Source organism: Candidatus Lokiarchaeota archaeon, assembly GCA_014730275.1.
In the GTDB taxonomy this organism is placed as follows: Archaea; Asgardarchaeota; Thorarchaeia; order Thorarchaeales; family Thorarchaeaceae; genus WJIL01.
In genome coordinates, this window is sequence record WJIL01000052.1 from 23,909 (window position 1) to 49,511 (window position 25,603).

At 44.9% G+C, this 25,603-nt stretch carries 27 protein-coding genes; 11 read left to right on the plus strand and 16 right to left on the minus strand.

All coding sequences use genetic code 11. The features are described from left to right. Positions 1-7: 7 nt before the first annotated feature. Both GF309_05660 and GF309_05665 read right to left on the minus strand, forming a co-directional pair. Positions 8-1,360, minus strand: a complete 1,353-nt coding sequence (locus GF309_05660; protein ID MBD3158259.1) for an NADP-specific glutamate dehydrogenase — start codon at positions 1,358-1,360, stop codon at positions 8-10. 120 nt (positions 1,361-1,480) lie between these two features. Continuing rightward, positions 1,481-2,203, minus strand: a complete 723-nt coding sequence (locus tag GF309_05665; protein MBD3158260.1) for a hypothetical protein — start codon at positions 2,201-2,203, stop codon at positions 1,481-1,483. A gap of 89 nt (positions 2,204-2,292) precedes the next feature. On the opposite strand from GF309_05665, the gene dcd reads away from it, so the two are divergent. From dcd to GF309_05680, 3 genes are all read left to right on the plus strand, one after another. After that, complete coding sequence (dcd, locus tag GF309_05670; GenBank protein MBD3158261.1) at positions 2,293-2,841, plus strand: dCTP deaminase; 549 nt, start codon at positions 2,293-2,295, stop codon at positions 2,839-2,841. A gap of 49 nt (positions 2,842-2,890) precedes the next feature. Then, positions 2,891-3,886, plus strand: a complete 996-nt coding sequence (locus tag GF309_05675; GenBank protein ID MBD3158262.1) for a hypothetical protein — start codon at positions 2,891-2,893, stop codon at positions 3,884-3,886. An 81-nt stretch (positions 3,887-3,967) separates the two neighbouring features. Next, positions 3,968-5,629, plus strand: coding sequence for a zinc-ribbon domain-containing protein (locus GF309_05680; protein MBD3158263.1), 1,662 nt, complete (start codon positions 3,968-3,970; stop codon positions 5,627-5,629). A 2-nt stretch (positions 5,630-5,631) separates the two neighbouring features. On the opposite strand, the gene GF309_05685 is transcribed toward GF309_05680, so the two are convergent. Then, positions 5,632-5,856, minus strand: a complete 225-nt coding sequence (locus GF309_05685; protein MBD3158264.1) for a hypothetical protein — start codon at positions 5,854-5,856, stop codon at positions 5,632-5,634. A 112-nt stretch (positions 5,857-5,968) separates the two neighbouring features. Between GF309_05685 and GF309_05690 the strand changes: the two genes are divergently transcribed. After that, entirely contained in the window at positions 5,969-6,718 is a 750-nt protein-coding gene (locus GF309_05690) for a uridine phosphorylase (GenBank protein MBD3158265.1), read from the plus strand. A 53-nt stretch (positions 6,719-6,771) separates the two neighbouring features. Here GF309_05690 and GF309_05695 read toward each other — a convergent pair whose 3' ends face one another. After that, positions 6,772-7,554: a hypothetical protein gene (locus tag GF309_05695; protein MBD3158266.1), complete on the minus strand. Its 783-nt coding sequence runs from the start codon at positions 7,552-7,554 to the stop codon at positions 6,772-6,774. Between the two features lie 176 nt (positions 7,555-7,730). Here GF309_05695 and GF309_05700 point away from each other — a divergent pair, with 176 nt between their 5' ends. The 3 genes from GF309_05700 (at position 7,731) to surE (ending at position 10,069) form a co-directional block, all read left to right on the plus strand. Then, positions 7,731-8,822, plus strand: coding sequence for a UDP-N-acetylglucosamine 2-epimerase (non-hydrolyzing) (locus GF309_05700; GenBank protein MBD3158267.1), 1,092 nt, complete (start codon positions 7,731-7,733; stop codon positions 8,820-8,822). Between the two features lie 163 nt (positions 8,823-8,985). After that, positions 8,986-9,159: a DUF1931 domain-containing protein gene (locus GF309_05705; protein ID MBD3158268.1), complete on the plus strand. Its 174-nt coding sequence runs from the start codon at positions 8,986-8,988 to the stop codon at positions 9,157-9,159. A 133-nt stretch (positions 9,160-9,292) separates the two neighbouring features. Then, positions 9,293-10,069: a 5'/3'-nucleotidase SurE gene (gene surE / locus GF309_05710; protein MBD3158269.1), complete on the plus strand. Its 777-nt coding sequence runs from the start codon at positions 9,293-9,295 to the stop codon at positions 10,067-10,069. Here the strand turns inward: surE and GF309_05715 are convergent. The 3 genes from GF309_05715 to GF309_05725 form a co-directional block, all read right to left on the minus strand. Next, positions 10,047-11,039: a hydrogenase gene (locus GF309_05715; protein MBD3158270.1), complete on the minus strand. Its 993-nt coding sequence runs from the start codon at positions 11,037-11,039 to the stop codon at positions 10,047-10,049. The genes surE and GF309_05715 overlap by 23 nt on opposite strands. Before the next feature lie 158 nt (positions 11,040-11,197). Beyond that, on the minus strand, positions 11,198-12,625 hold the full coding sequence (locus GF309_05720) for a VWA domain-containing protein (protein MBD3158271.1): 1,428 nt from the start codon (positions 12,623-12,625) through the stop codon (positions 11,198-11,200). A gap of 47 nt (positions 12,626-12,672) precedes the next feature. Next, complete coding sequence (locus GF309_05725; GenBank protein ID MBD3158272.1) at positions 12,673-13,953, minus strand: AAA domain-containing protein; 1,281 nt, start codon at positions 13,951-13,953, stop codon at positions 12,673-12,675. Between GF309_05725 and GF309_05730 the strand changes: the two genes are divergently transcribed. Further along, the gene (locus tag GF309_05730; GenBank protein ID MBD3158273.1) at positions 13,944-15,092 is read left to right on the plus strand and encodes a threonine synthase; all 1,149 of its coding nucleotides are present in this window, start codon (positions 13,944-13,946) and stop codon (positions 15,090-15,092) included. The genes GF309_05725 and GF309_05730 overlap by 10 nt on opposite strands. Here the strand turns inward: GF309_05730 and GF309_05735 are convergent. Beyond that, positions 15,069-15,704 carry an HAD-IB family phosphatase gene (locus tag GF309_05735; protein ID MBD3158274.1) on the minus strand — a complete coding sequence of 212 codons (636 nt, stop codon included), beginning with the start codon at positions 15,702-15,704 and terminating at the stop codon, positions 15,069-15,071. The genes GF309_05730 and GF309_05735 overlap by 24 nt on opposite strands. 32 nt (positions 15,705-15,736) lie before the next feature. Then, positions 15,737-16,432, minus strand: a complete 696-nt coding sequence (locus tag GF309_05740; GenBank protein MBD3158275.1) for a hypothetical protein — start codon at positions 16,430-16,432, stop codon at positions 15,737-15,739. A gap of 41 nt (positions 16,433-16,473) precedes the next feature. Here GF309_05740 and GF309_05745 point away from each other — a divergent pair, with 41 nt between their 5' ends. Both GF309_05745 and GF309_05750 read left to right on the plus strand, forming a co-directional pair. Continuing rightward, positions 16,474-17,289 carry a hypothetical protein gene (locus GF309_05745; GenBank protein ID MBD3158276.1) on the plus strand — a complete coding sequence of 272 codons (816 nt, stop codon included), beginning with the start codon at positions 16,474-16,476 and terminating at the stop codon, positions 17,287-17,289. Between the two features lie 78 nt (positions 17,290-17,367). Further along, positions 17,368-18,186 carry a P-loop NTPase gene (locus GF309_05750; GenBank protein MBD3158277.1) on the plus strand — a complete coding sequence of 273 codons (819 nt, stop codon included), beginning with the start codon at positions 17,368-17,370 and terminating at the stop codon, positions 18,184-18,186. A gap of 127 nt (positions 18,187-18,313) precedes the next feature. On the opposite strand, the gene GF309_05755 is transcribed toward GF309_05750, so the two are convergent. From GF309_05755 to GF309_05770, 4 genes are all read right to left on the minus strand, one after another. Next, entirely contained in the window at positions 18,314-18,649 is a 336-nt protein-coding gene (locus GF309_05755) for a hypothetical protein (protein MBD3158278.1), read from the minus strand. A gap of 803 nt (positions 18,650-19,452) precedes the next feature. Beyond that, positions 19,453-19,926 (minus strand): hypothetical protein, encoded by a 474-nt coding sequence (locus GF309_05760; GenBank protein MBD3158279.1) that lies wholly within the window; start codon positions 19,924-19,926, stop codon positions 19,453-19,455. 219 nt (positions 19,927-20,145) lie between these two features. Beyond that, positions 20,146-20,823, minus strand: coding sequence for an HAD-IA family hydrolase (locus GF309_05765; GenBank protein MBD3158280.1), 678 nt, complete (start codon positions 20,821-20,823; stop codon positions 20,146-20,148). Positions 20,824-20,912: 89 nt separating this feature from the next. Beyond that, a complete protein-coding gene (locus GF309_05770) occupies positions 20,913-21,416 on the minus strand; it encodes a hypothetical protein (protein MBD3158281.1) in 504 nt (167 codons plus the stop codon). A 174-nt stretch (positions 21,417-21,590) separates the two neighbouring features. On the opposite strand from GF309_05770, the gene GF309_05775 reads away from it, so the two are divergent. Further along, entirely contained in the window at positions 21,591-22,586 is a 996-nt protein-coding gene (locus tag GF309_05775) for a bifunctional phosphoglucose/phosphomannose isomerase (GenBank protein MBD3158282.1), read from the plus strand. On the opposite strand, the gene GF309_05780 is transcribed toward GF309_05775, so the two are convergent. The 3 genes from GF309_05780 to GF309_05790 all read right to left on the minus strand — a co-directional run. Continuing rightward, positions 22,548-23,129, minus strand: a complete 582-nt coding sequence (locus tag GF309_05780) for a hypothetical protein (protein MBD3158283.1) — start codon at positions 23,127-23,129, stop codon at positions 22,548-22,550. The two genes, GF309_05775 and GF309_05780, sit on opposite strands and share 39 nt — an antisense overlap. A gap of 58 nt (positions 23,130-23,187) precedes the next feature. Further along, on the minus strand, positions 23,188-24,054 hold the full coding sequence (locus tag GF309_05785; protein MBD3158284.1) for a hypothetical protein: 867 nt from the start codon (positions 24,052-24,054) through the stop codon (positions 23,188-23,190). Positions 24,055-24,170: 116 nt separating this feature from the next. Continuing rightward, positions 24,171-25,603 (minus strand): hypothetical protein (locus GF309_05790; protein MBD3158285.1); only part of this gene is annotated, 1,433 nt, incomplete at its 5' end.

Consider the following 25,603-nt stretch of genomic DNA (forward strand, 5'->3'; position numbering starts at 1 on the left):
ACTAATTTTACATCAAGTAGCCTTGTGCAATCATAGCATCTGCAACTTTCAGGAAACCAGCAATATTCGCACCAAGCATGAGATTACCTGGTTCACCGAACATTTCTGAAGTTTCGTAGGCGGTCTTGTGGATATTTATCATGATGTCATGGAGCTTACGATCCACTTCTTCTCTGCTCCAGAAGTATCTCTGACTGTTCTGGGCCATTTCCAGACCGGATACAGAAACACCACCTGCGTTTGCAGCTTTACCAGGGCCGTACAGTACATCAGCTTCCTGGATGATTTCAATTGCAGCAGGTGTTAGGGGCATATTTGCTCCTTCACCAACTGCTATGACACCATTATCAACTAGAGACTGTGCTTCTTTCTTGTCGACTTCGTTTTGGGTTGCACAGGGAAGAGCCACATCACAACCAAGATCCCATGGACTGCTTTCGGGATCGAAGTCAACATCATCGAACTCCTCTGCATATTCCTTAATCCGTCCACGGCGGACATTCTTCAGTTCGAGAATCCAGTCTAGTTTCTTCCTATCGATGCCATCAGGATCGTATACGGCGCCATCAGAGTCGCTCATTGAAATGACCTTAGCACCCATCTCGATGCACTTCTCAGCCGCGTACTGAGCGACATTTCCAGAACCGGAGATACAGACCTCCTTGCCCTTTATTGTGTCATCACGACTCTTCAGCATCTCTTCCGTGAAATAGACACATCCGTACCCTGTTGCTTCAGGGCGAATCAGAGAACCTCCATAGGTCTGACCTTTTCCAGTCAAAACACAGGTACCATGTTTGTTCGTGGCCTTACGATATGCCCCATAGAGATAACCGATTTCACGGGCACCTACACCGATGTCTCCAGCAGGTACATCAGTAAACTGACCAATGTGCTTGTAAAGTTCAAGCATGAAACTGGTGCAGAAATTCCGTACCTCTTCGTCGGTTTTTCCATGGGGATCAAAATCCGATCCTCCTTTTCCTCCGCCCATTGGTAATCCAGTTAGAGAGTTCTTGAAAATTTGTTCAAAACCAAGGAACTTGATTAAACCAAGCCTAACGGTGGGATGAAATCTGAGCCCACCTTTGTATGGTCCAATAGCAGAATTGAATTGAACTCTGAAACCACGATTGACTTTGGTTTTGTTATCCCTATCAACCCAAGGAACGCGGAATATGATTACGCGCTCGGGTTCAACTATGCGCTCGAGAATAGCGTGTTCCTTGTATTTAGGGAACTTCTCTAAAGCTGGCTCAAGGCTTTCTAGCACTTCATATACAGCCTGATGAAAAACATCTTGCCGGGGATCTTTTTCTTTACAGGCTTCATAAACTTCTTCGATGTAGCTACTCACCATAATGCCTCACTCACCATAATGCCTTTGGCATTTCGGGCCAGCCATGCCCCGTACATAAATGTGATGATTCAACTAGAAACGCCCAATCAAATGAAAAATGGCTTCTTTCATGGGGGAAGGCTATTTCAGAAGGTCCTCTCGCTTTGTTTTTCCATAACCTGTTCGTGTACGCTCAAATCGTTCGTCTTTCTCCATATTAGAATCCAAGAATGATTCTCCCAAGCCGGAACTACATTTCGAACACATGAGACCAGAAGTTTCACTGAAATCTACGATTTTGCCACAAGAGATGCATATCCACAAACCAGCCCGATAGAGACGATCTCTACGAAAGATAATCTTCGCGGTTTCCGTTAGGGATTCAGGGCATTCCTTGGAGACACCAGCAATCATGCCGTTAGACCAGCTGCATATAAGGGAGACAAGCGTGGTTGACAGCTCTATCAAGCGTGTTGTGTGTTCCTCAATCTCATTTGCTGATTCCTTTTTCTCATCCTCGGGTGGTTCTTCAATATCTGCTAAGAATTCCAGAAATGCAAAAAACGCTGGCATTGGGAAATTAGGCTCATCATCAGAAGCAGCCATTCTAGCAAGTACAGCCGAAATCATCACTGTCTGGCTGTAGTCTTGATTGAGAATAGAATCTATTTCCTGAGCAATGGCCTTTGGTCTTAAGCGATACTTGTTTACCGGTAATCCTTCGTCCTTCAGGACCAACTCAACAGATTCAACGAAGTCCCGTCCTTGGTGCATGGCAGTATTGACACGGTTTGCAAGCTCACCATATGATAGACCCGTCTCTTCTGCAATTTTCTGTAGCAAATCTCGCGCAGTATTAGGCAAGGTGAACACACAGGGATATGAATAATGGAACAGCAACCATTTTAGGTTGTCGTCTATGAATTCCAAATAACAGAAGCTAAAGAGAGGTAATACCCCTGCTTTCCGATCGTGATCTGAAAAAGGTAATAGAATCCAAAATAGTCAGAATCGAGCCCTATGACCCTGATTCCGTTGGTCCCTGTAGTATAGATTTACGGCTTGATTCGGTATTCCGTACGTTCAATCCTGGAACTCCAGTGGATATCAAGAAACCTCATGAAGCCGCAGAATATACAAGATTAGTTAACACAGAAGGTGACCCCTTCATGATTCTTCCTGGACAATTCGTGCTTGCCCAAACACAGGAGAGAATCGCTATATCAAGTGATTATGCAGGACTGTTGGAAGGACGATCAAGTGTTGCCCGTTTAGGAATAATTGTTCACGCCGCAGGATTGGTCAATCCCGGTACAGGAATGGAAGAGATGACCAAGTTGACACTGGAGGTGTATTGCTTCAATCTAAGCCCCGTGCTTTTGTATCCGGGCATGAGAATCGTTCAATTGATGTTGGTTCCTCTTAGTTCGGCTGCGGCTGTAGGTTATGATGAGCGGGCATCAAGCAGGTATATTGGCCAAGATTCTCCCGATATGAATTGACGCAAGGCTCATAAAGAAGCAAGAATGAAACCGGCATGGCGTATTGTTGATGAATCCACCAAGGAAGGACTATGATATAGTCTTAGCCAGCGGCGCTGAACATCTCAAATCCCGTTTCGAAGACAAGGGATTCCGGGTATACTGCTGTGCAAGGAATTATGATGATAAACGGATATTCCCTAATGGGGACATTTACGTCAGGATAGAGGACATAGAGGAACTCTCTGATAGAAGAGTCGTAGTTGTTCAGACCTGTACAGGAAAAATCCATGATGGTGCATTCTTCTCAACAGCAGATAGTGTGGTTGAACTCCTGCTCATGCTTGATGCACTTAAGAGACCTATAGACGTGGAACGAAAAGCAAGCAAGAACTATGAAACAACACCAATTCCGCCACCAGCTCATGTAGAAGTAGTTCTCACCTTTCAGCCATTTGGATTACAGGATAAAGCATTCGAAACTGGAGAAGCAGTATCTGCAAGATGGGCAACTGAAACAATAGCTCGTAATTGCAATAAGATATGGGTAGTGAATCCGCACGCTACGAGAAACCTCGAGTGGGTTCAGAACTTCATGGAGCGCGACTTACTCGAGTACATTGATGTCACACCGGAACTCATCAAATTCGGTGCCAAGAAGTTTGGATTCGAGGAATATGAAATTGTCACGCCGGATATAGGTGGACAACAGCGGTTCAATGTGAAGGGCTTCAGCAAAGAAAGGTCAAATTCATTTCATGTCCAACTTACTGGCGATTTGGATGTGAGGGGCAAGAACGTCATAGTCATTGACGATTTAACCAAAAGCGGGAGCACTCTCCTAAAAACGCAAGCAAGACTACGGGAACAGGGAGTGGCTGATGTTGGGCTTGCAGTGGTACATGTACTTCCCCTAATAGACAAGGGAGAGGAGCTATTGGAAAACCTGTTTCAGAATAGCAATGGAGAAATTGTTACCACCAATACAGTCCGTACTGCTCTCTTTTGTGAAGAGCATCCTGAACTCACATACAATATAGTTGATAGTCTAGTAGGGATTCTTTGATTACAGGGAGCTATCAAATCAGCCGCAGCAAGAGTTAATTGATTGGTTGTTCAGTCAGATACCGAGGAGAGTATGCCGTAGATGGTTAGGAGACTAAGGCTTCCGTTTGCATTGAAGACAACCGATTCCGGATTAGAACCGGCTTCCGAATCTGAATCTAGCGTTGTTGCTCTTGCAAGAACAGAACCGAGTATAGAAGAGAAGATGAGCTATGCTTTAGCAAGAGTTCCGATTCCATTCTGGTGCGTACAGATTTCGGAACATGAAGCTATCATTCTCTCTGCTATTAGAGATGAACCAACCGTTTTCGAATTCACCAACGACAAAGAACTAGGAGCAATCAAACGCATAGTAGGAAGTGAGATGGATAGCTGGAAAACAATTCCAAATGCGGCAGACCGGATCCTCCCACTACTCGGGAGTATAGAGAAAGAGGTGAAGTATCTAAAAGGGTTAATCAATCCTGCTGTGTTCTTGTCGGTCGGTAATCATTTCGTCCAGCAAGAAGGACAGACAGGAGATGAGGTTCTAAACGAAATCATCGACTCTCATGTCGCGTTGGATGCAAGCGAAGAATTCCAACAGATTCTAGATAGTAGAAGAACCAGATTGCAAAGCTTGCGTGAAATTCAGCAATTAGCAGAGAAGACACTTGAATCAGAGACGAAGAAGCTTAACAATCTGATCAAGAAGGAACAAGAGAGAACCGAAGAGCGAACTAGGAATCTCCGCGATATCGTAGATATGGAAATTTCGATGCTCAAAGAGAAGCAAAGTGACCAGCTCCAACAGTTAGAACAGGAAGAAACCATGGACCTTAGAGCTCTAATTGCAGATTTCGCACGCAGCACCAACGAGCTGGAGACCTTTTTCTCGCAGAAGATTCTTGAGACAATCAGGGATAGACGCAGCAAGATAGCACGTAGTAAGGAAGATGTAGAATCAGCAACCAGCCACTTCGAGGAACTTTCCAACTATTTAGAGGAGAATGTTCCAAAATACGAAGAAACCATTTCCAACCTTCACACAGAAGAAAAAGAAGTTCTTGCTCGCGAAAAAGAAATCAGAGAATCTTATGAAGAGAAACGTAGAAAGCTGGAAGAAGAAATCAACATGCAAATCAGAAATCACCAGCATCGCATTGTTGAATTTGAGCTTGAGCGGGATCAGACAGAAAATGAATTGCTTGAAGCGAAGAGTCGATTGAATCAAGCCAGTGAAAAGTTGAAAGAGAAAATCGAGGGGCGTGTGCAGCAACTCAAAGAAGAATTACAATCACTTGAGAAGTTCGCTCTCAAAAGTGTCAATATTCCAGGTCTTGCTCCTTTAACCAAGCTCAATGTAGAGGTCTTCGTGCATAATCAAGACGATCAGCTTGAAGTAATGACACCCTGTATAATACCGAAAGAAGGTATTGCATTTGGACTGGAGTGTGAGCATGCCGACCATCATCTTAGCACATTTCTCACAGAAATGATTACGGAAAGAATAGAGTCTAGCATGTCATTTGCCAATGAGATAAATCAAGCTTGTATTTCAGAAAATATGTTTATGGTGGAGATGATGAATCAAGATATTGAAGAAGGTACAGATCAATTGCATCATAGTGGCCTTCTAGAAAGTCACAAGAAATCCGCATTCACAAAGAGATTCAGCTTGAGAGCTGGAAGATGTCCATACTGTGGTGCTGAAATTGCTGACTCGGTGCGCTTTTGTGGTGAATGCGGAAAACCTCTTCAATAAGGCTACTCAAGGTAGTCTTCGGCGTCTCCGGTTGCTATCCAGCTCTTACTGCTGTATCGTTCAGCCAAGTCCTTCTCCTCAAGGGAGTTCAAGGCTGCAATAATATCATTCCGGGTATAGCGTTGTTCTTGACCGCTCAATGCTTTCTGAATCGCAGAAGCACGATGATTGTCCTCGAAAATGAAGCGAAGGATTTTCCGCTCGAGATCTGAGATGTCTTGGCTCATTGTAATCCTATGTCGAGCGAGAATCTGAATCTTAAAAACGCTGTCATTAGGAAAGGGGCAGGAAAATCCTTTTTACAACTTTGTCCTCCACCGCACAGGCCAGTGAAGAAATATGAGTGGAGCAGAATACCACATTGGAATAGCAAAAGGAGAAATGCCCCAACGGGTATTATTGCCTGGAGATCCAGGCAGAGCGAAAGCGATTGCAGAAACTTACTTTGAGAATCCTACACAGGTAGCCCAGAACCGTGAGTACTGGAGCTACAAAGGAACATATGACGGGGTAGATGTCGGTGTATGTTCCACAGGTATCGGTTGTCCATCTGCAGCCATCGCAATTGAGGAGCTTGTGAAGGTTGGCTGTAAATCGTTTATCCGTGTCGGATCAGCCGGTGCCATAGATAGAACACTATCATCTGGAGATTTGGTCATATTCACTGGGGCGGTACGAGATGATGGTACATCAGTGCAGAATGTGCCTATTGAATACCCTGCAGTTGCGGATCCGGTTCTGGTCCAGTCAATTGCAGAAGCAGCCGAACAAAGAGGGGCAACATACAGGATTGGCATTGGCCATAGCAAAGATGCATTCTATAGTGAACACCCAGATATGACAACAAATCCTGAGGCACTCGAGAAGAAATGGAAAGCGATGGAACGAGCTGGCGTCCTAGCTACTGAAATGGAGGCTGCCGTTCTGTTCGTTCTAGGACAGCTTCGAAATGTCAAAGTTGGGTCAGTATGCGTTGTGATTGGTGAACCAATCCAAAATGAAGCAAAGATTACTGATAAGCCAGAACTAGAAAAATTGGTTCCCGTAGCCCTGGACGCAATAACCAAGACAGGTGTTCATAAGAGCTGAATAGGGAGGAGAATCTCCCTTATCCAGCTTGTGCATTATTTTTCTTTCAACTACTATACTCGGGCGCCCCAGACTTGCTTCTGTAGCTTAACTAGCATTTCCTCAGCTTGTGATTCTTCTATGCCTACCGATCTTGCGATGGTCTTTGGGCTAGACGAGAGTAAATCTGTTACTCCTGTCAATCCAGCATCAATCACTGACTGAATAGCACTCTCAGACATACCAATTTGCTTTAGTGTGGTTCTCATTTCATCAAGAGACGCTTCATCAGGAGTCGGTTGGCTAACATCTGGCAAGTCATGCATTTCTTTTGATGGTTCCTTGTCAACCCCACGCACTACAATATCATCGTAGTCTGCCATCTCAGTTTCTGAAAATCTGTTAACGAAACTTGGTCGAAGCAAGAAAACTCCAAGCAGAAAGGAACCAATAAGTAAGGGAATGATTATGATTGGGCCCAGATTAAGGCCAACGATTTGACCCCCAAGTCCAACGATTGGCAAGGCATTCTGAAAACCAAGCAATAAGACTTCATATACTGGATCACCGGTTAACTCGATATCAAGCAGTAACCATAATGGTGAGAAGAAGGCCAATCCCCCTATTTCAAACACAATAACTTCCTTTAGTATCTCTCTCCGACGAAAATAGACAATAAGAATTGGCAATACTAGGATTACTAGCGAGATTACACTCCATATTGTATACATCAGCCAAATTCCTTGCAGCGCAGCAAAATCAGTAAGACCATATCCCATCATCTTAATGACAGCGGCGCCATTGAATATAATGCCTGAAAGGAGCGCTGAAAAGGCAATTCCATGGGCATATCTCAAAGAGCATCAACACCTCTAAAGCCTGCTATTCGGATAATGAGCTTCAACTCACTTAAAGTTATTCCGAGAGAATGCTACTGTTCAATGAGTCAAATAGGAAGCGACTGGTTCTTAGGTAGCGAAATATCCACCATCCTTATGTGTATATCCAATATACCGGCTATTTGTGAGTTGAAGTGGAACCGTTTTTAGTCGTCGGGACTCGCCCCGAAATAATAAAGATGACACCGATAATCCACGCTTGGGAGAGTGAAAAGAATAATCTCTTCCTGCTTCATACAGGTCAGCATTACTCAAGTTACATGAGCGATGCATTCTTTCAAGACATGGATTTGAGAGAACCAGACAAGAATTTGAATATTGGTTCGGGTTCACATTCTGAACAAACCGCGAAGGCACTATTGGGGATAGAGAAACAATTACAGAGAATCAAGCCCCCACTTGTTATTGTACAAGGGGATACAAACGCGGTGTTGTCCGCCGCATTAGCAGCAGTAAAATTGAATATACCCGTCGCCCACGTTGAGGCGGGCCTCAGAAGCTTTGATATCCGGATGCCCGAGGAACACAATCGTAGATTAACAGACCATGCTAGTACCCTTCTTTTTGCCCCAACAGTAGAAACGGCTCAAATACTGGAGAAAGAGAATGTATGGGGTGAAGTGCACATTACGGGAAACACAGTAATCGATGCGGTTGAGCGGTACATGCCCATAGCGCTGAAAAAAAGCAATGTCATAGATAGGCTCAATATCGATTTCGAGGATTATGCACTCCTTACGTTACATCGCGCTGAGAATGTTGACGATCCTAGTATCTTGAAGGGCCTAATAGAAGGTATTGTTCAACTCGAAACGAATATCGTCTTCTCTGCCCATCCTAGGACAATTGCTCGGCTCAAGGATTTTGACATGATGAAGAAAGTGGAGTCTAGCAAGCAAATGATACTGATTGAGCCAGTTCCTTATTTGGACTTCCTAAAACTGATGCACGGATCCTCATATATCCTTACAGATTCTGGAGGAATCCAAGAAGAGGCAACTGCACCATCTCTGAATAAGCGTGTTTTTGTACTCAGAACCTCAACAGAACGCCCTGAAGCGGTAGATTCTGGCTATGCACACGTTGTAGGGGTGAACCCTGCGGTTTTTCCAAATCGCATCAAGGCCATTTTACATGAGTCCTTTGAGCCGGCAGCATGCCCATATGGAAACGGAACTGCCGCTAAGAAAATTACAAAAATCATTACGGAATGGTTCAAAAAATAGGGATATTGTTCCATAAAATGGTTTTAATTTCGAAAAAACGAAAAGAGTATGCAAAATGGTCTTAGAGCGCGTCTAGTAGGCATCTGGCGAAGTCTTATAAGGCATCATTGTTCTCTTTCTGTGCATTCCTATATGAGGAGTGGAGAAAAACGGAGGAAAAACCATGGCAGACTATGTAGTTAAGAAAGCAATTCAAGACTTCGCAAGAGAAAACGATCTAATGGTAGCATCAGATTTCTACGATGAGCTGGACAAGCACGTCGAGAAGCTACTCAAGGCCGCAGCAAAGAGGACAACGGCCAATAGACGAAAGACACTAAGCCCCCACGATTTGTAGAACTACACGGGTTTAGGAACTGGAACTGGAATGCCTCCTGTTCCGGTTCACCCTATTTTTTTTTGAGTTACCAATCAGAGAACTCATTAGGAGCTCAGAGAACTCTCTGAAAAAGTAACGGTAGTGATCACGGTTGAAAATATGCCTAACCAATGACGACGGCGCAGATCACCCAGGATTACTCGAGTTGGCAAGCAGTCTCAGCAAACTTGGTAGTCTGACGGTTATCGTGCCAAGCAATCAGCGTAGTGCAACCGGCAAAGCGCTAACTCTCAACAGTCCAATCAGAATCAGCGAAGGGATTCTGAAAGACAATTACGAAATGATAAAGCACTCCGGTCTCCCAGCTGATTCCGTTGTTTTAGCAAAAGCTTTCATGACCGATATAGATTTGGTAGTAGCAGGAATAAATGGTGGCGCGAATCTGGGTTATCAGAGCATGCTAACAAGTGGAACGGTAGGAGCAGTATTCGAAGGGGCAATTATGGGGATTCCTGGAATTGCCTTTTCAATGGTGGTTGAACCACATGAATGGTTTAATTCTCAGGGTGTGCAGGAGGACTACCAAAAGGCCGCTAAAATTGCTACTGGAATTACTGAGAAGGTTTTGAGCACGGGTCTCCCAGGTGGAATTGACGCAATTAATGTAAATTTCCCATCAGAAATAGCTGATAACACCAAAACTGTTGTTACGAAGCCAGCAAAAGCACGCATTGAGAATGAACTAGATAGGCGTATAGATCCGAATGGAAGCCCATACTACTGGTTACGAGGTATACCGGCAGATGCTCCTGCTGGAACTGATGCTCATGAGGTCCTAGAAAACGGCAATATATCCATTGCGCCGATAGTAATTGACACGGTAGAAGATGAGCGGATTGAACAGCTTAAGACGCTTTTCTCTCATTGAGAGTCTTCAATGCGCCCCAAAGTGCATCGCTATCATACCGCTTAACATGGGTGTATTCACCATCTTCCACAAGTAATCTGGTTGTGCTGTCATCGACAATTTTCCCAATAATGGTCGCCTGAACCCCCTTCTTCTCGATTTCATGCACCACTTCTTCAGCATGAGCAGATGAGCACGTTATGAGCATACATCCACTACTTATCAGATTAAGCCAGTTCACTCCGAGTATATCACATATTTCAGTTGTTGAGGGATGTAAAGGAATGCTATCCAGATTCACTTTGAAACCAACACCACTCGCATCACACATTTCATGCAACCCGCCTGCAATGCCACCTTCAGTCGGATCGTGCATTGCAGTTACATGACCAGTTTGAAACGCGGTAATTCCTTCCTCAACAACACTTATGCTATCCCGAATTTGAATCGCATTTTCAACCAGGTCTTTACTTATTGCTTCTGAGAGATACTTGCGGCCTTCTGAGGCCAGAATGGCCGTTCCTTCGATGGCTGCAGTCTTTGTCATGATTATGGTATCTTCAGTTTCTGCACCACTCGAAGTAACGTATTTTCCAGGTTCCGTAAGACCTAACATGAAACCAGCAATAATCGGACGGTCAAGGCCTTGAGTTATTTCTGTATGTCCACCAGCCACGGAAATCCCAAGAGAATCTGCTGCTTGGTGAATTTGTTGCATAATCTTCGCTAAATCATCTTCGCCTGATGTCTCAGGCAGCATGATGGAGTTCAAGAACCATCTAGGAGACACTCCAAATGTCGCGATATCATTGGCATTCACATGCACAGATAGCCACCCTGCATCTTCAATGGAGCCAGTAATAGGATCAGTAGCCGCTACGAGTATCCTGTCACCAAATCTAATGAGACAGGCATCTTGACCTATACCGGGACCAAGAATTAAATCAGGATCTTTCTTGCCAAGATGTGTAAAAACAAGCTCCTTCAACATTTCAGGGGGTACTTTTCCTGGCAACAACTTCGCAACCTCCTTTCTAGGGTTCTAACGTATAGCACTACAGGAAAGAGAGAGGAAATATCCTGCGGCTTTCAATTGCATGGTTTCCTATAACTCATCCAAGTAATTCTGGAGCGGGTGGGGTTAATAACTCATTTGAGATAGGCATCAGCTTGCTTTAGGTTTTTTACTTGTATCGAGGGTGTATTCGCAGCAGCTTCAAGTAGAGTGTCTATTACGGAATCTGCTCGGGTTACTTCTGAACAAAGCAAAGCACGACTACCTGCTATTTTTGCTACAAGATAGGCACCAAATTCTTTCCGAAATGCTGGAACTGACAGAATCGTTTCAATGGCATTTGAGTATCCCTCTTTCTTCATCCGAAGATGTGTGGCGAGTTCCAAAGCTTGATGGTATGGGCGTTTCAAGATAGAACTCCATTTGGCTTGTCTTCTGTTCACGTTAATTGGTACAACAGGCACATCATTCTTCTTCAAAATCCGTGTGGATTTGATAATGTCGCGCACAGGAGTGTAGCGAGGATGTCCAGGACCAGCTGATTGTTCGAGAGGTATGTTGGGAGCGAAATCTGAGAGAAGAACCACAAGTGGTTGAATCCCACGGTTTCTCATCCGTTCTCTCTTCACAGTCTGAAGCGATTTCATAAGCCCTTCGGCCAAAGGAGTTAATCCTGAAATCCTGAGCTTCAAGAGAGCACGATAAAGGCGATTCCAGTTTGTTGTTGGAGCTTGAACTTCAATGGCCCCACTATCCTTGAAAGCGATAAGTCCAACACGGTCCTTAGAGCCACGAGTTTCATCCTCGATTCGCTGTATGATTTTGCGGATATGTTTCAAACTCCCTTTGATAGACATACTCACATCTATGACAAGCAGTATTGTCAAGGGCGTTTTGCCGGAGAATATTCGCTCCCTCAAGTCTGACTCCGTGATTTTCAAGTGATTTTCATCACTGAATTTCCCAGTTCGCGTAACAGCCGCCACCACCGATGCCGGGAGATCGATACTCTGAATTTCTCCCACAGGTATACGCGATCTCGTGGATCGACCATGCTGGGCAATTTCAGGGGATTGCAATGACCCAACAGAACGAGAGCTTCTGTTTTTTCTCGACCATGCACCAGACGTAACCCTGGACCGGACCATTGCTCTTCTTTTGAGTTCCTCCTCTTCGAAGATGGGTTCGCCAGCATCCAAGTCAGGAGTCTTAACAAAGAAAGTATCCTCGAGATCTAGAGGGGGGTGGCGAATGTCTGACTTGGAACCAATGACCTGAGATTTTTCACTATCGCTGTATTCTCTCTTTGCTATTCCCCACTCATCTCCCGGTTCGGGTTTTGCCTTTCCTGGCTCAACTACATCAATCCCCGCTGCAGGACCACTCTTTCGTTTCTGCATGGTGCGAAGCCATTTTCTAACCGTATAGGCGATAAGTGGGACATAGATTGCTGTATTGACAATCAGTAGTGGAACAGGGGGAAAAACGCCAAGCCAAGGTCCGAAAAAAAGGTTCAATGGACTCAAGTAAATCCAAGCAAAGAATCCAAAGAATGCCATCATGATAACCGCGATGAGAGTTCCCTTAATCGGGAGCCCCCTAGGATTCCTTATTTTCGACGGGGTTTTTTTTTACCGTCTTGTTTTCCCCAAATTGCAAAGGAAGATTGCCTTCCAAATTTGCCCCCGCTCTTTCTTTCTTCCGTCTCCTCCGAGGAAGCAGGAACTTCGGTTGGTGATTTACGCTTGTCACTAGTTTTGGTGATATTTGCAGCACGAGTAATAGCCTTGTCAATTTCATCTGGAGAGGGTGGCTCAAGTAGGCCGCCACGACGAGTCCTATGACTCAAAGCCAATTGAGCGCCCAGTTTCATATCTTCTAACGTGACATGTTTTCGTCCTTGAAAGGCTGCATGGGTTATCGCGGTTTTGCTAATTACGATATCAGGTCGGACCCCATCTACCTCCAAGGCATCACAAGCCATAGCAATAGCACGCAACTTCGATTCATCTAGCGCCACCTCATCGAGAATCTCGCGAGCCTTCACAATTCGCTCCCGTAACTCCTTTTGGGCTTCTAACCAATTCTCCCTAAACGTCTTAGGATTTTGTTCAAATTGGAGATTGCGTCTGACCAGCTGCATCCTTTCTTCGATTGAGTGATTCCCTCCTACTGATACGTGTAATGGGAAACGATCCAGTAGCTGAGGTCTAAGCTCCCCTTCCTCGGGGTTCATGGAGCCCATCAATACGAAATCAGCGGGATGAGAGACAGAAATACCTTCACGTTCTATCACATTAACTTCTGTTGCCGCAGCGTCAAGCAAATCATCAACAAGGTGATCAGGCAGTAGATTCACCTCGTCCACATACAATATATTCTGATTAGCTTCTGCGAGAATTCCTGGCTGTAAGACCCGAGTTCCTTCCTGCAAAATCTGTTCTATATCGAGGGATCCAACTAGCCGATCCTCTGTTGTAGAAAGTGGCAGATTAACAACGCGCATTTTTCTCATTTCAGTCTGAAGAGTTTCACCTGATTCAACACGCGCACGACAATCGGCACAGAGGATCTCTTCGTTTGAGGGGTCACAACTAAATGGGCAGTCCTGCACCACTTCCACTTTAGGTAATAAATCGGCTAGCGCTCGTACTATCGTTGTCTTGCCAGTTCCTTTAGCTCCAGAAACTAAAACACCGCCGATTCGGGGGTTCACGCCATTAAGAAGAAGTGCTAATTTGAGTCGCTTCAAGCCCACGATGGCAGTGAATGGTAGAACTGACCTTCGCGACTCGCTCAAAACGTTCATCCCTCTTTTTGGAGTAGATTGAAAAACAACCAAATAAGGGTGTGCTTCCCCGTAGTCTGTGTGTTGGCACCATGTGCTCACAGATGACTCATCTTGAATGTCCAAACTGCGGAAAGCAATATGAAGCCGAAAAAGGAATCACCTACTGCTCATGCGGGTCTGCCCTGTTCGCGAGATATGATATAGACAAGGTAAGGGAGGATATTGCAGAAGGAAGCTTTCCTGACCAAGTAAATTCGATGTGGCGATATGCCAGTTTACTACCTGTAGATTCTCACAGCGCGATTAGTTTGGGCGAAGGTTGGACGTCTTTGTTGCAAACAAAACGGATTCACGAACATATAGGGTTGGATTTGCTACGTATCAAGCAGGAACCACAGAATCCGACACTAAGCTTCAAAGACCGGGGATTAAGTGCAGCAATCTCGAAGCACAATCAGCTTGGAAGCAACCATTACGTTATTCCGTCTGCTGGCAATGCCGCGATATCCATGTCTGCATATGCTGCGGTTGCTGGGGGTCAAGCAACCGTCTATATGCCTCAGGATACGCACGATACATTCTTCCAAGCTTGCTATCAGTACGGCGCAGAGGTCATACCCGTAGAAGGAACCATTGCAGACTGCGGTATAGCAGTAAATGAGAGCGAGAAGAATTGGACGGATGTCTCAACAACAAAAGAACCGTTTCGAGTAGAGGGAAAGAAGACACTAGGATTTGAAATATGTGAGCAATTGAAATGGTCCCTACCTGATGTGATTGTATGTCCTACTGGGGGAGGAACCGCGCTTCTTGGCATATGGAAGAGCCTCAAAGAGCTCGAAGAGGTAGGCCTTATCGGAGATACCAGACCTCGGATGTTTGCCGCTCAAAGCGAGGGCTGTGCGCCAGTTGTTCGAGCGTTCAAGGAAGAAACTGTAGAAGTGGAGCCTTGGAGCAATAGTGAGACAAAAGCACTTGGGCTCCGGGTTCCCAAACCATTTGCAGATAGACTTGTTCTCGACGTGTTGAGAGAATCACAAGGAGGGGCTGTAGCTGCACACGAAGAATCAATCCAAGAAACAAGACAACTAGTAGCGGAGAAGGAAGGGCTTGATATGTGTCCAGAAGCCGCAATCGCTGTCGCTGGAACGAAAAAGCTGGTTGAACAAGGAAGCATAGACAAGAAGGAAGAGGTTGTGATTCTGAATACAGGCTCAGGCATTAGATATCCAAGGTAAAATAAGGCGCAAATCGTTCTCATGTATGACAAGATCAGCAGCCTCCGCTACTTCCTCATATTCCGGGCAGAAAGCTATGGAAAGCCCAACATGAGAAAAAGCACTCACATCATTCCGTCCATCCCCTATATACGCAGTATGTTCTAGGGAAACATCAAAGTGGTCAGCTATTGTTTGGATTACAGTGCCCTTCGCGCCCCATCCAACCTGAACATCTACTTCGCCGGTTATTTTTCCATTCTTATGGAGTAACCTATTTGTCACCACGCAGTCTATATCCAAAATACTTCCAATATAATTCGCCGCGATATCAAGTCCACCAGACACGATGGCTAACTTGACACCATCATTCCTTAGAGATTCGACCGTCTCTATTGCACCAGGAGTCAGATCAGATGATTTGATCAATTTTCTTGCATCACCAATCGCCTCCCCTTTCCACAAGGATGCATCGAGTTTAGCCCATTCGTTGTAATCAATTTCGCCAGCAAAATAGCGGTCAAAATACTCCTTGCCTTTATTCTCAGTCCCAAAGTGTTCATGCAGCCTCCACCAGATAGAGGAATGCGTTGTGAGGGTGCCATCAACATCGAATATGGCAAGCTCTATCATTGTTATCTAACCCCAAAGAATTCAGTTTAGGCCTAAGAGCTTCTCTCCTTCTCCATCCGGGCTTCCTCTTCAAGCTCCAGTAGAAGCTCTTCAACCCTATCAGATGCAGCCTCCTTCTTTCGTCTGGCTGCTATGTGTTGTTGTTCCACAGAAGGAACAGTAGATTGTTTCTCCATCAAAACTTCGGCTTCCATTTCGCTCAGCCGTTTTTCGATTTCTTTCTTCTCACTAACACTAGTTCCCGTTCCAACGAGATCCTCCGATAGAAGCTCGCTTGAAATGGAGATTCTTTCCAAAGAATCAGACAACCTGTCCATTTCCTCTTGTATCTCAGCTGGAGATAGATTCTCACGAGCCTGATTCAAAGCTCTATTTGCAATCCGAAGAGTCTTGAGAACATCAGTCTGATCCGTGGATTCCTCGATGCTCATAAGTGCAGATTGGAGTGTTTGGAACTGCTGTTGGTATCTCCCTAAACGTTTCTCAAGATCTACCGCAACGCCCAGATGAGATTTGGCCAAACTCCTGTTTCCTTGTTTTATGGCCTTTTTTGCCGCATTATGCTTCTGTGAAATACGGGTTTCAAGCTGTCTTATTCTGAGCGTAATCGCATTCATAGTGCTCTTTATTTCTAGAATTCCTCTTTCGGCATCAACTTCTTTCTTGCCGCCCAGGAAATCCATGATGTGCACCATTCCGGTTCTAGGATGTGTCCTGAGCGAGAGCATTTAAACGGTTGGAATATCAGCGCTATAATGGAAACCTCATTATGACACTCATCGATCTTATCCAAAAAGCCGCAGAATCAGCTCGTGAATTAGTACTTAGGAATATAGACAAGGCAGCCGAGAAAACAGGAAAGAGAAATCCATTTGGAGACCAGACCCTAGCTCTTGATAAGGAAGCAGAAGATATAATTATCGAAATCTTGCAACAATCTGGCACCAGCTTTTCGATTATGACAGAGGAACAGGGCATAATCAAGAATGAAAGCCAACCAGAGTATCTTGCTATCATCGATCCGATTGATGGCTCCGCCAACCTAGAACGTGGTATACCAATCTGCTCAATCGGTATCTCTGTCTTGCCCTATGACGAAAAGATGACAACGGATGATATTGAGGCAAGTGTTATTCGTTCATTCTTCACCGATGAGACGTATATGGCAATCAAAAACCAAGGGGTTACCCTCAATGGTGAACTTGTGGACCCTGCTCAGCCCAAGCCCATGGAAGAGATAATTGTTTCTTATGATACCAAGAAGAAATGGGATAAAGAGTTTACAGCTGCCTCGGTACGCGTATTAGAAAATGTGTTTGATATGCGCCGCAGTGCAAGCAATCTACTAGATCTATGCTGGACTGCTGCAGGCGGGCTTGACGCAATGCTGGATCTCCGCGGTGTGCTACCGATTGTGCATGTGTCAGGCACACATATGGTTACCGAGGCTGGCGGATATGTGGTTGATTCCACAGGTTCTCGACTTAACCTGCCAATAGAATACGAACAAAGGATGAGCTTCGCCGCTGCATCCACCGAAACGCTGGCTAGAAAGCTGCTATCGCTGTGGAGGGGCACAAGTTAGCACTCAAAATGTTTAGTCGTATCTAAATTCTTTTTTGATAGGAACGAGCTAGGCAATACAGCACAGAGGATTGTTGAAATGTCCAAATCAAAATCGATGGTACCTCCCGAAGTAGAGAAGGCTATGAAAAACGTCAAACACAAAATTGTGATACTTAGTGGGAAAGGCGGTGTAGGTAAGACTACTGTTGCAACCAATCTGGCCATGTCTTTTGCTAAGAAAGGAAAACAGGCCGGAATACTGGATGTAGACATATACGGGCCTAATGTTCCAAAGCTTCTTGGCTTAGAGGGACAACATCCAACGGCCGAGGAGAAGATGATTCAACCGGTTAGGGGACCGCTGAATACAAAGGTAATGAGCATGGCTTTTCTGCTACGGAACAAAGACGACGCTGTAGCTTGGAGAGGACCGCTGGTAGCGAAGACAATCAGTCAGTTCCTAGGTAATGTCACGTGGGGAGAACTAGATGTACTGGTTGTTGACCTTCCACCTGGTACAGGTGATGAGATTCTCAGTATTCTTCAATCAATTCCAGACATCGATGGAGTCGTCGTTGTGAGTACTCCTCAGGAAGTCGCAGTACTCGATGCTAGACGTGCTGTTCGTCTTGTTAAGAAGATGGGAGTACCGGTACTAGGCATAATTGAAAACATGAGCGAGTTTGTTTGCCCGAATTGCGGTGAATCGTACAAGCTCTACGGTGAAGGGGCAGCAAAAGAAGCAACAGAAGATTTTCAAATAGATTTGTTGGGCTCGCTTCCTCTTGATCCAAGGGTGATTCAGCGTAGTGACGAAGGGAAGCCATTTGTGATTTCCGAACCCGATACTGAAGTCTCAAAGGCATTCGAATCTGTTGTGGAGAAGCTAACCTCCAAAATCACCATGAAAGAATAATTATACTGTGTAATGCCCAACATACTCCTAGCAATGTACAGGACTACATGAGCCTGTACATTGCGGGATTAATCAAAACATGATTACCTGAGCACAGGTGTTTCACTACAGTTCGATGATGTGCCCACTATTCATTACTTGCTTCTTCTGTATCAATTCGAACCAGATATGCCTGTAATAGTAGGAAGCTGAAAAGTGCCAAACCCACCTCAATCCAGAAAGTAAGGTGTGCACCGAACCACTGCACCGGATTGATTGCAAGATCACCGATTGGAGTTCCAAGTACAACCGACTCAATCCACATTGGAACAACAAAGACCAAGGGAAGTGAAACTAGCACTAGCAAAATTATTGAGGCTATTATCTCGGCCGTATACATGAGAATCCGCTTGACTGATTCTTTGACTCTTGAAAGAGTGTCTGACATCTTGGTTCCCTTTCCTGGGATTTCACTTTGTGTCATCCTTTTAACGCTTGCTAGAGCATCAACAATCTTCGGAAAAAAGAATAGGGGTGACCCCCGAGAGATGGTCAACAATTGAGTGTGGATGTCTTTCCGAGAGGGAGAGAGGTGGGTCACCCGTTGAACATGGATATGTAATAATATATAATAAGTGTATATAGTATGAATATGGTGGTCATATAATCAGGGAGGATCAGGGAAAGCACAAAGAGAATAGATAGCCAAAAAAAGAAGGGTGGCAGGGGGCACATTCAGAACGCGGAAGGAGGAGAGAGAACGTCGTTCGCGAAAGAGTAGCCCCCAGTCGCCTTCAGGCATATTATTGAGAAAATGTATATAATTTATGCTATGATGTAATGCTTGTATAGAATCAGTATGAATATTGAGAAATTCACAAAATGAGAATCCGCGGTCGCGAATATCACAATTCTTATTAGTTCGCTTGTATATACCTCAATCGAACGTGTCGAGGAGCGCCGGAACAAAACTCCTACATCCTGGCAAGCCGATTCGGCTTGCACACACTCCTCTCCTCCTCAAGCGCGGGCGTAAAGCCTGCAAACCAAGCAATCTTTTTCTCAGGCGCTCCTCGCACCTTCACATTCTTCACCCCATCAGGACATAATGCCCTTCTGCATAGATACGATTCAGTGTACAAAAGCCAACAAGTTATCTCGACAGTAGTACGCAATCCAGTTTGAGTTGTTTGAGAATCAATGGTACAGCTTCTTCTCGCAAGTTCAACTAGCTCGAGGTTTACGAAGCGAAGTTCACCTAAAGAATCTAATTCGAAAAGAGAGTATCTAGGTGAACATTTCTCTGAGATATGGCTCTCTACTACTTTGCAGACGCATTCGAATTGGGGCAGATCCATGTGAAAAGACTTCAACAAAAAACGGGTTAGATGATTCCGCAACTTTCAACCAGTAACCGTTTTCACACCTATAGTAGCTATAGTTGAGGTTGTTTTCCTTAACCTCGATGATAGAGCCTTCACCAAGTTTGTCAAGTTTCTCAACAACAAGCTTCGAATGTTTAGATCCGTCTTCAACAGGATGCGAAAGGTAGAATTTTTGAATTCTACCTGATTCCCTGCAGAGAACTGCGACATGGGGACGTTTGCAGGAATCCCACTTAGTGGGTATAGGGGGATTTCGACAGAGATACGCACCTGTTGCTGACGCAAGAACTGAATATGCACCCTCATCGATCATCATTGACTCAATACCTTTTGCTGCTGTTTCTTGTACCATGGACGAGGGACTGCCCAGTAGCATGATTCAATTACTCCGATATAATATAATAAGCTGTTAGAAGCTCATATCCTCAGGAGTTGTTTTCTATACTGCATTCTATTCCACTTAGAGGGGTTCTAACAGCCATTCTGCAAAAGTCATTTTGAAGATGTCATTGCATGTCATAAACATGAAAGGCAAATCGGAAAGAGTGACATAATTCATGGTCTTTATCTTAACAATCGGACAACTGTGGGGGTATTAACAGTTCAGTCGTTTTCGTAGTGCAGGCAAAATCCCTTTGAGCTCGTCAAATACTTCTTCAGCCCCCGCCTCAAGAAGCTCTTCTTTCTTGACTTCGCCAGTTGCAACACCCCAAAAAGCAATGTCAGCTCTCCTTGCAGCTTCAGCATCTATGCTTGCATCTCCAACATATATTGCCTCACTCGGCTTCACATCGAGTCGTTTAAGAACACGAATCAAACCATCGGGAAAAGGTTTCGGATTGGGGGATTCGTTGCGAGTCTGAATAACATCAAAAAGATGATCTACGTTGATTTGATCCAATATCTTGTCAACCGCTTCCCGGCCATTATTGGTCAATATTGCTGTTTTCAATCCCAGGTCGGATACGGATTTTACAACGGACTTAGCCTTGTCAACCAGTCGTACTTCGTTGGCCGCATCCGATTCATGTTTGTTTAGGACAACATCAACCTCTCTCTGAAGCTGGTCCCATTCTTCCTCGGACATTCCCCGTTCCATGAAGTATTGCTTTGCCTTCTTGGTCGAACTGGATATACCATCCGTAGAATCAAGAAGACGGGGTGGAAGACCCTTTTTCAGATAGAACTCTTTTGTATCATCCCGCATTTTGTTTAGCGGTAACGTTAGGGCTATTATTGTTCCGTCGAGATCGAAAACCACAGCTTCTAGCATTCAGGGCGTCACCCGTTTAGCCTACACGAAAAACGAGAGGGTTTGGATGATTACTAAAACCTATCGGATTCACGAAAGAATCAAATGATTCATTCAGAAGAACCTCTGACGACAAGTGATTTTACACACGTCTTATCTTCACTTGCTGGTTCTACGACTTCCATCTTAACTGATGGTGCAATCCCCTCAGCGATGGCCCGTACATATGGTAAGCAAACGGATTCGCAGTATAACCTTCCCCGTTGTTTGAACTTCTCGTGCTGGGGGCAATATGGATGTTCAGTATTGACTCGATTAGAAGATATTTCGACAACCTTCATTTTTGCGCCCATGACATGCCCTACAACTCTCCACGCATCAACAGCGTCCTCTAGTGTCTCGCCCAAACCAAGTCGGTTTTTCATTTGTTTAGCATCAACATCGCCGAGCCTCCGAAATACCTCTGAAAGGGCTTCAAGACCTTCATCGCCAAAGCGATCATGAAGGACAATAGCAGATTCCACCATTAACCTAGCCAAATTGTCCCGAAGCTCTGAGACCTTCTGACCGGAGGGGATAAGTCCCCGTTTTGCAAAGGCTCTTGTCAATCCCATAATCAAAACCGAATCAAATGATAACTCCGCATCTAATGAAGCTTGTTGATGATGTTGAAAAGAATCTCGGAATTGTGAACTAATGACATATGATGGAGATTAATATATGGCTAATGAAGAGAGAGGAATCAGGGATAAGGATTGCAGGAAACGTTAGACATTGTAGGAAACTCAATGAGCAGTTTAGTTGATGCGTTCTTCGATTTGCTATCTAAGAAAACGCTAGCAGAAAGCACCCAGGAAAATGCCAGAAGCTTGGCGGCTCCTAGCAGCAAAGGTATCTGCACAGTTGGTATGGGAGGGAGCTCAATAGTCGGCCAGATTGCTATTGCATTACTTAGAGAATCCTCCCCCGTACCTTTGTTGTTTGTACGGGATTACCAACTTCCGGGCTTCATTGATGATGAATGGGTCACAATTGCTGTTAGCTATTCTGGGAATACTGAAGAAACACTATCTGCCTACAAAGATGCAGATTCTAGAGGCTGCGAACTCTTTGCAGTAACAACTGGAGGGCAACTAGAAGCAATGTCTGAACCAAAAAGAACACATCTTTTGCCAAAAGGCGTTCAGCCCAGAGCTGCCCTTCCCATGATGCTGGCGGCAGTTCTCCCACTCATGGAATGCTTGATTGGACAACCTTCTACTGATTTTGAGATGCTTTCAAAACGACTGACTAGTAATCAGCAGAAAAAGGAGGGTTCAACCAAGGAACCACAAGACCTAGCTAACGAGATTCAAAATCACATTCCTGCTTTTATCGGATGGCGACATCTTTCACCTGTTGCATATAGAGCAAAAACACAAATCAATGAAAACGCGAAATGGCCCGCTTACAGCCTAGAATTACCAGAAGCCAATCATAACGAGATAGAAGCCATAGGAGCATACAGAGGACAATCAGTGTTTCCGATTCTACTAAGAAGTGCATACGAAAATACACAGACACGCAAACGATTCGAAGCAACATCAAAGATTCTTCAACAAGAAGGAATAGAAGTCGAAAGCATATCCTTCTCCTGTGAATCCAAAATCGAAGAGGTAATCATAGCTACCCAATACCTTGACGACGTATCAGTCAGACTAGCCAATATTCGTGGTGTGAATCCTGAAGACGTGCCCCAAATATCATTATTGAAGGCCATTCTTGCAGGACAAACTGAACTGTAGAGGTTCTATGATATCCACACCTACCTGACTAAATGATACAACACGAACTTGGGAAGCATCAGAATCGAAAGTGTGATAGAAAACAGTCAGTAGGATTGAAAATGTCCAATTTGATTCATCGTATGCAGCATAAAGGATTTCTTTGTCGGACATAACGTCAATTGTCGATCCAATCGTGTAGTTTCTGTTGTATCCCGGGTTCAACTGCCTGTTCTCAGCCCGGAGAAGTTTAGTAAAAGAAGCATAATCAAAGGATTCACCGTTGAGATAGATATTCGCTCGAAGAAAGGTAACTGATGCGTCGCCAGAAAGGGTTTCGGGAACTTGAAGATTAAAGGATACGGACAAGCTTGGATTTACCGTCTCATTATCAGGCTGGAGATTGCTTACCCTCACACCGAGTAAGTCAACTTCGAGATATTGGATCATCAAATAGCTACCTGAGTAATAGGCGGAGCTACCCGCCAAACTAACCCCACTTAGTATGCCAATGGCCAGGGTTATTACCATGATTACATTCTGTGAGCGTTCACTCGATATCAATTCAATTTCTCCTTCGACTTTTTCATTGCTCTGCAAATAGTCAGCACATGATTGTTTGTCATACTAAGTATATCAATGTGGCCAAATGAGCAGCCCATGGAAACATACCTAGAATTGCAGGAATAGGAATGGCTGGAAGAATCTTCCCCTTCTCAGCTACGACTGTCAGATTGATCACAATTCCTAGAAATGATAGTGCCATTGAACTTAGCCAAACGAAAGACGGAAAGAAAAGGAATGCATGAGAGGAAATCAATGAGTAAGCAATGAAATCACCCACACCTACCACAATGTTTTCTGATTCAATTCTTGTGTAGTCGAAAGGATCCTCACCGATTTTCCCGGCCATTTGGGCAGACTTGACAGCAGGAGAATATCGGGTAAGCAAATAGTCCTCTGCTACTATGGTAAATACAAGAACAAACATCGTAGAAGTGACCAATGTCGCCGCAAGGAAGGTTCCAAACACAGCGCCATAGAACGCGACATATACGTTCCTTATTGCAGTAGGAATCGCATCAATTAGAACAAGAATGATGGACATCATCGAAACCCCAATTGAAACCACCATTACGAAACCTTCCAAAGGGGTTTGCGCACCCTTGAACAGCACTAGAAGGAAAGCTTGACCTAAGAAAAGGGAAACGAAGAAAATGATAGGAGATACAACAAAAGCCACAACTAGTTTCTTTGCACCCCTACCACGCCTATGCAGTATCCAGAACAGCGAGATTACAACAAGTGAACCAACAACTGTTGATACTACTGCCTGCAGGACCAGCTCTAGAGGAGTGAAAGAATCTCCGTTTCCTATCGTCTCTCCAATTAAGGAAGTACCGCCCACCACATGAGCTAACCCAGAGCCAACAAGTAGAGGAAGAGACGAAATTACTATTCCGATTAGATGTGACTTCTCAAGCTTCATTCTTGCCAGCTGAGAAGTTAGTGAAACAACAAGATAAAGCACCTGAGGTCAGGGCAATCTGACGTAAATAATGAAAAAAATAGGAAAAGGGGGAACAGAAGTCCCCCGTCATTAAACTATCGCTGTCTCATCAAGACATATCCGCCAACTAGGATGACAACTGCTGCTCCGACTGCACCGGCAACGAGAGCCAATGTAAGATCCGGAGCTGTGGGTTCAGGTGTACCTGGACCACCGGTTGGTTCAGGAGCGTAGAAGTAGTTCGGATTTCTGCTAATCTCGCAGAATTCTCCTGCAACATACTCCGACACGTTGAACGGACCGGAAGTCACCATCTCTTCAGCTGGTGGATTGGGATCCCAAGTGTTCCAGCCATTAAGGCCGATTTCGGTGAAGATGTGCTTGGGTATGACAGGCTTGTACGAGACCGTGTGTAGGTGCCAGTATGACTCCGAGTTGAATTCCACCTCAAGTGTGTAAGGTGTCTTCGCGTAAGCCGCAGTCATGTCTGTTAGATCAGCACCATACGGATTACCGGGTGAATCACGGAAGTAGTTCAGCGAGAATGCAACGTCCTCGGCCGTTAGCGGTTCGCCGTCAGTCCAGGTTGCGTTCTGGAGCATATTGAAGGTAAACCGTGTGTGACCTTCTGGAACTTCTGCATTATCGTCATGGGTCTCTGCCGTGTAGTCGGTAATGAGCCAGTTGACGTCTTTGCCTTCCCAGTCCTGAGTAATCAGGCTGTCGTAGAGCATCATTAGGATGTTATTGGTGTATGCAGAGGAGCTAACCATAGTATTGAAGGTATCAATGTCAAGTGGATTGCTCCACGTGAAAGTACCTCCGAATGGGCCACCCTCTGAGTCCTTCAGGTGAACCTTGTAGTTGGTCCAGTATCCTGGGACACCACCGCTGACATCGTTCTTGAAGCCTTCGAATCTGTCGGTCCTATAGGCCGAAATCTCGAAGTTCTCGTACGCGATGATCATCGGAGACTGGTAAACCCAAATCTTCTGCATCTCGATTGCTGCTTCACGCACAGATTCATAGTCAGTTGAGTAGAGCAGGTCTTCTCGGTAAGAGTCATAGGTATCATTGGCGAAGTTCGGGAAGTTCCAGTATGGCTCATCAACGTACTCAGACCAGTACTCGTAGGCAAGCCAGTCAACATCAAAGGTGCTGAATGACGAACCTAGGAACACCATGTCGTAGTCACCGTGGAAGTACAACCGGTTCAGGTATTCGTAGAAGTCGGTTGGTTCCGAGGTAGCATCAACGCTGAGTGCCTGTAGAGCATCGGCGAAAACGGCACCGACCTCAATGGCGATTTCGGATGAATCAGCACACTCGATGAGAATGTCAAAGTCCTCACCGTTTGGTGCTTCTCTCAGACCGTCATCGTCAACATCTTCAAACCCGGCATCGTCAAGCATCTGATTACCAAGTTCGACGTTGGCCTCGTAGTAGTGGTATGTCAACTCATCTTCAACAGAGAATGGGTTAACTTGCGGTACACAGCTGTCCTGTGGATAGGACAGACCATCCCAAA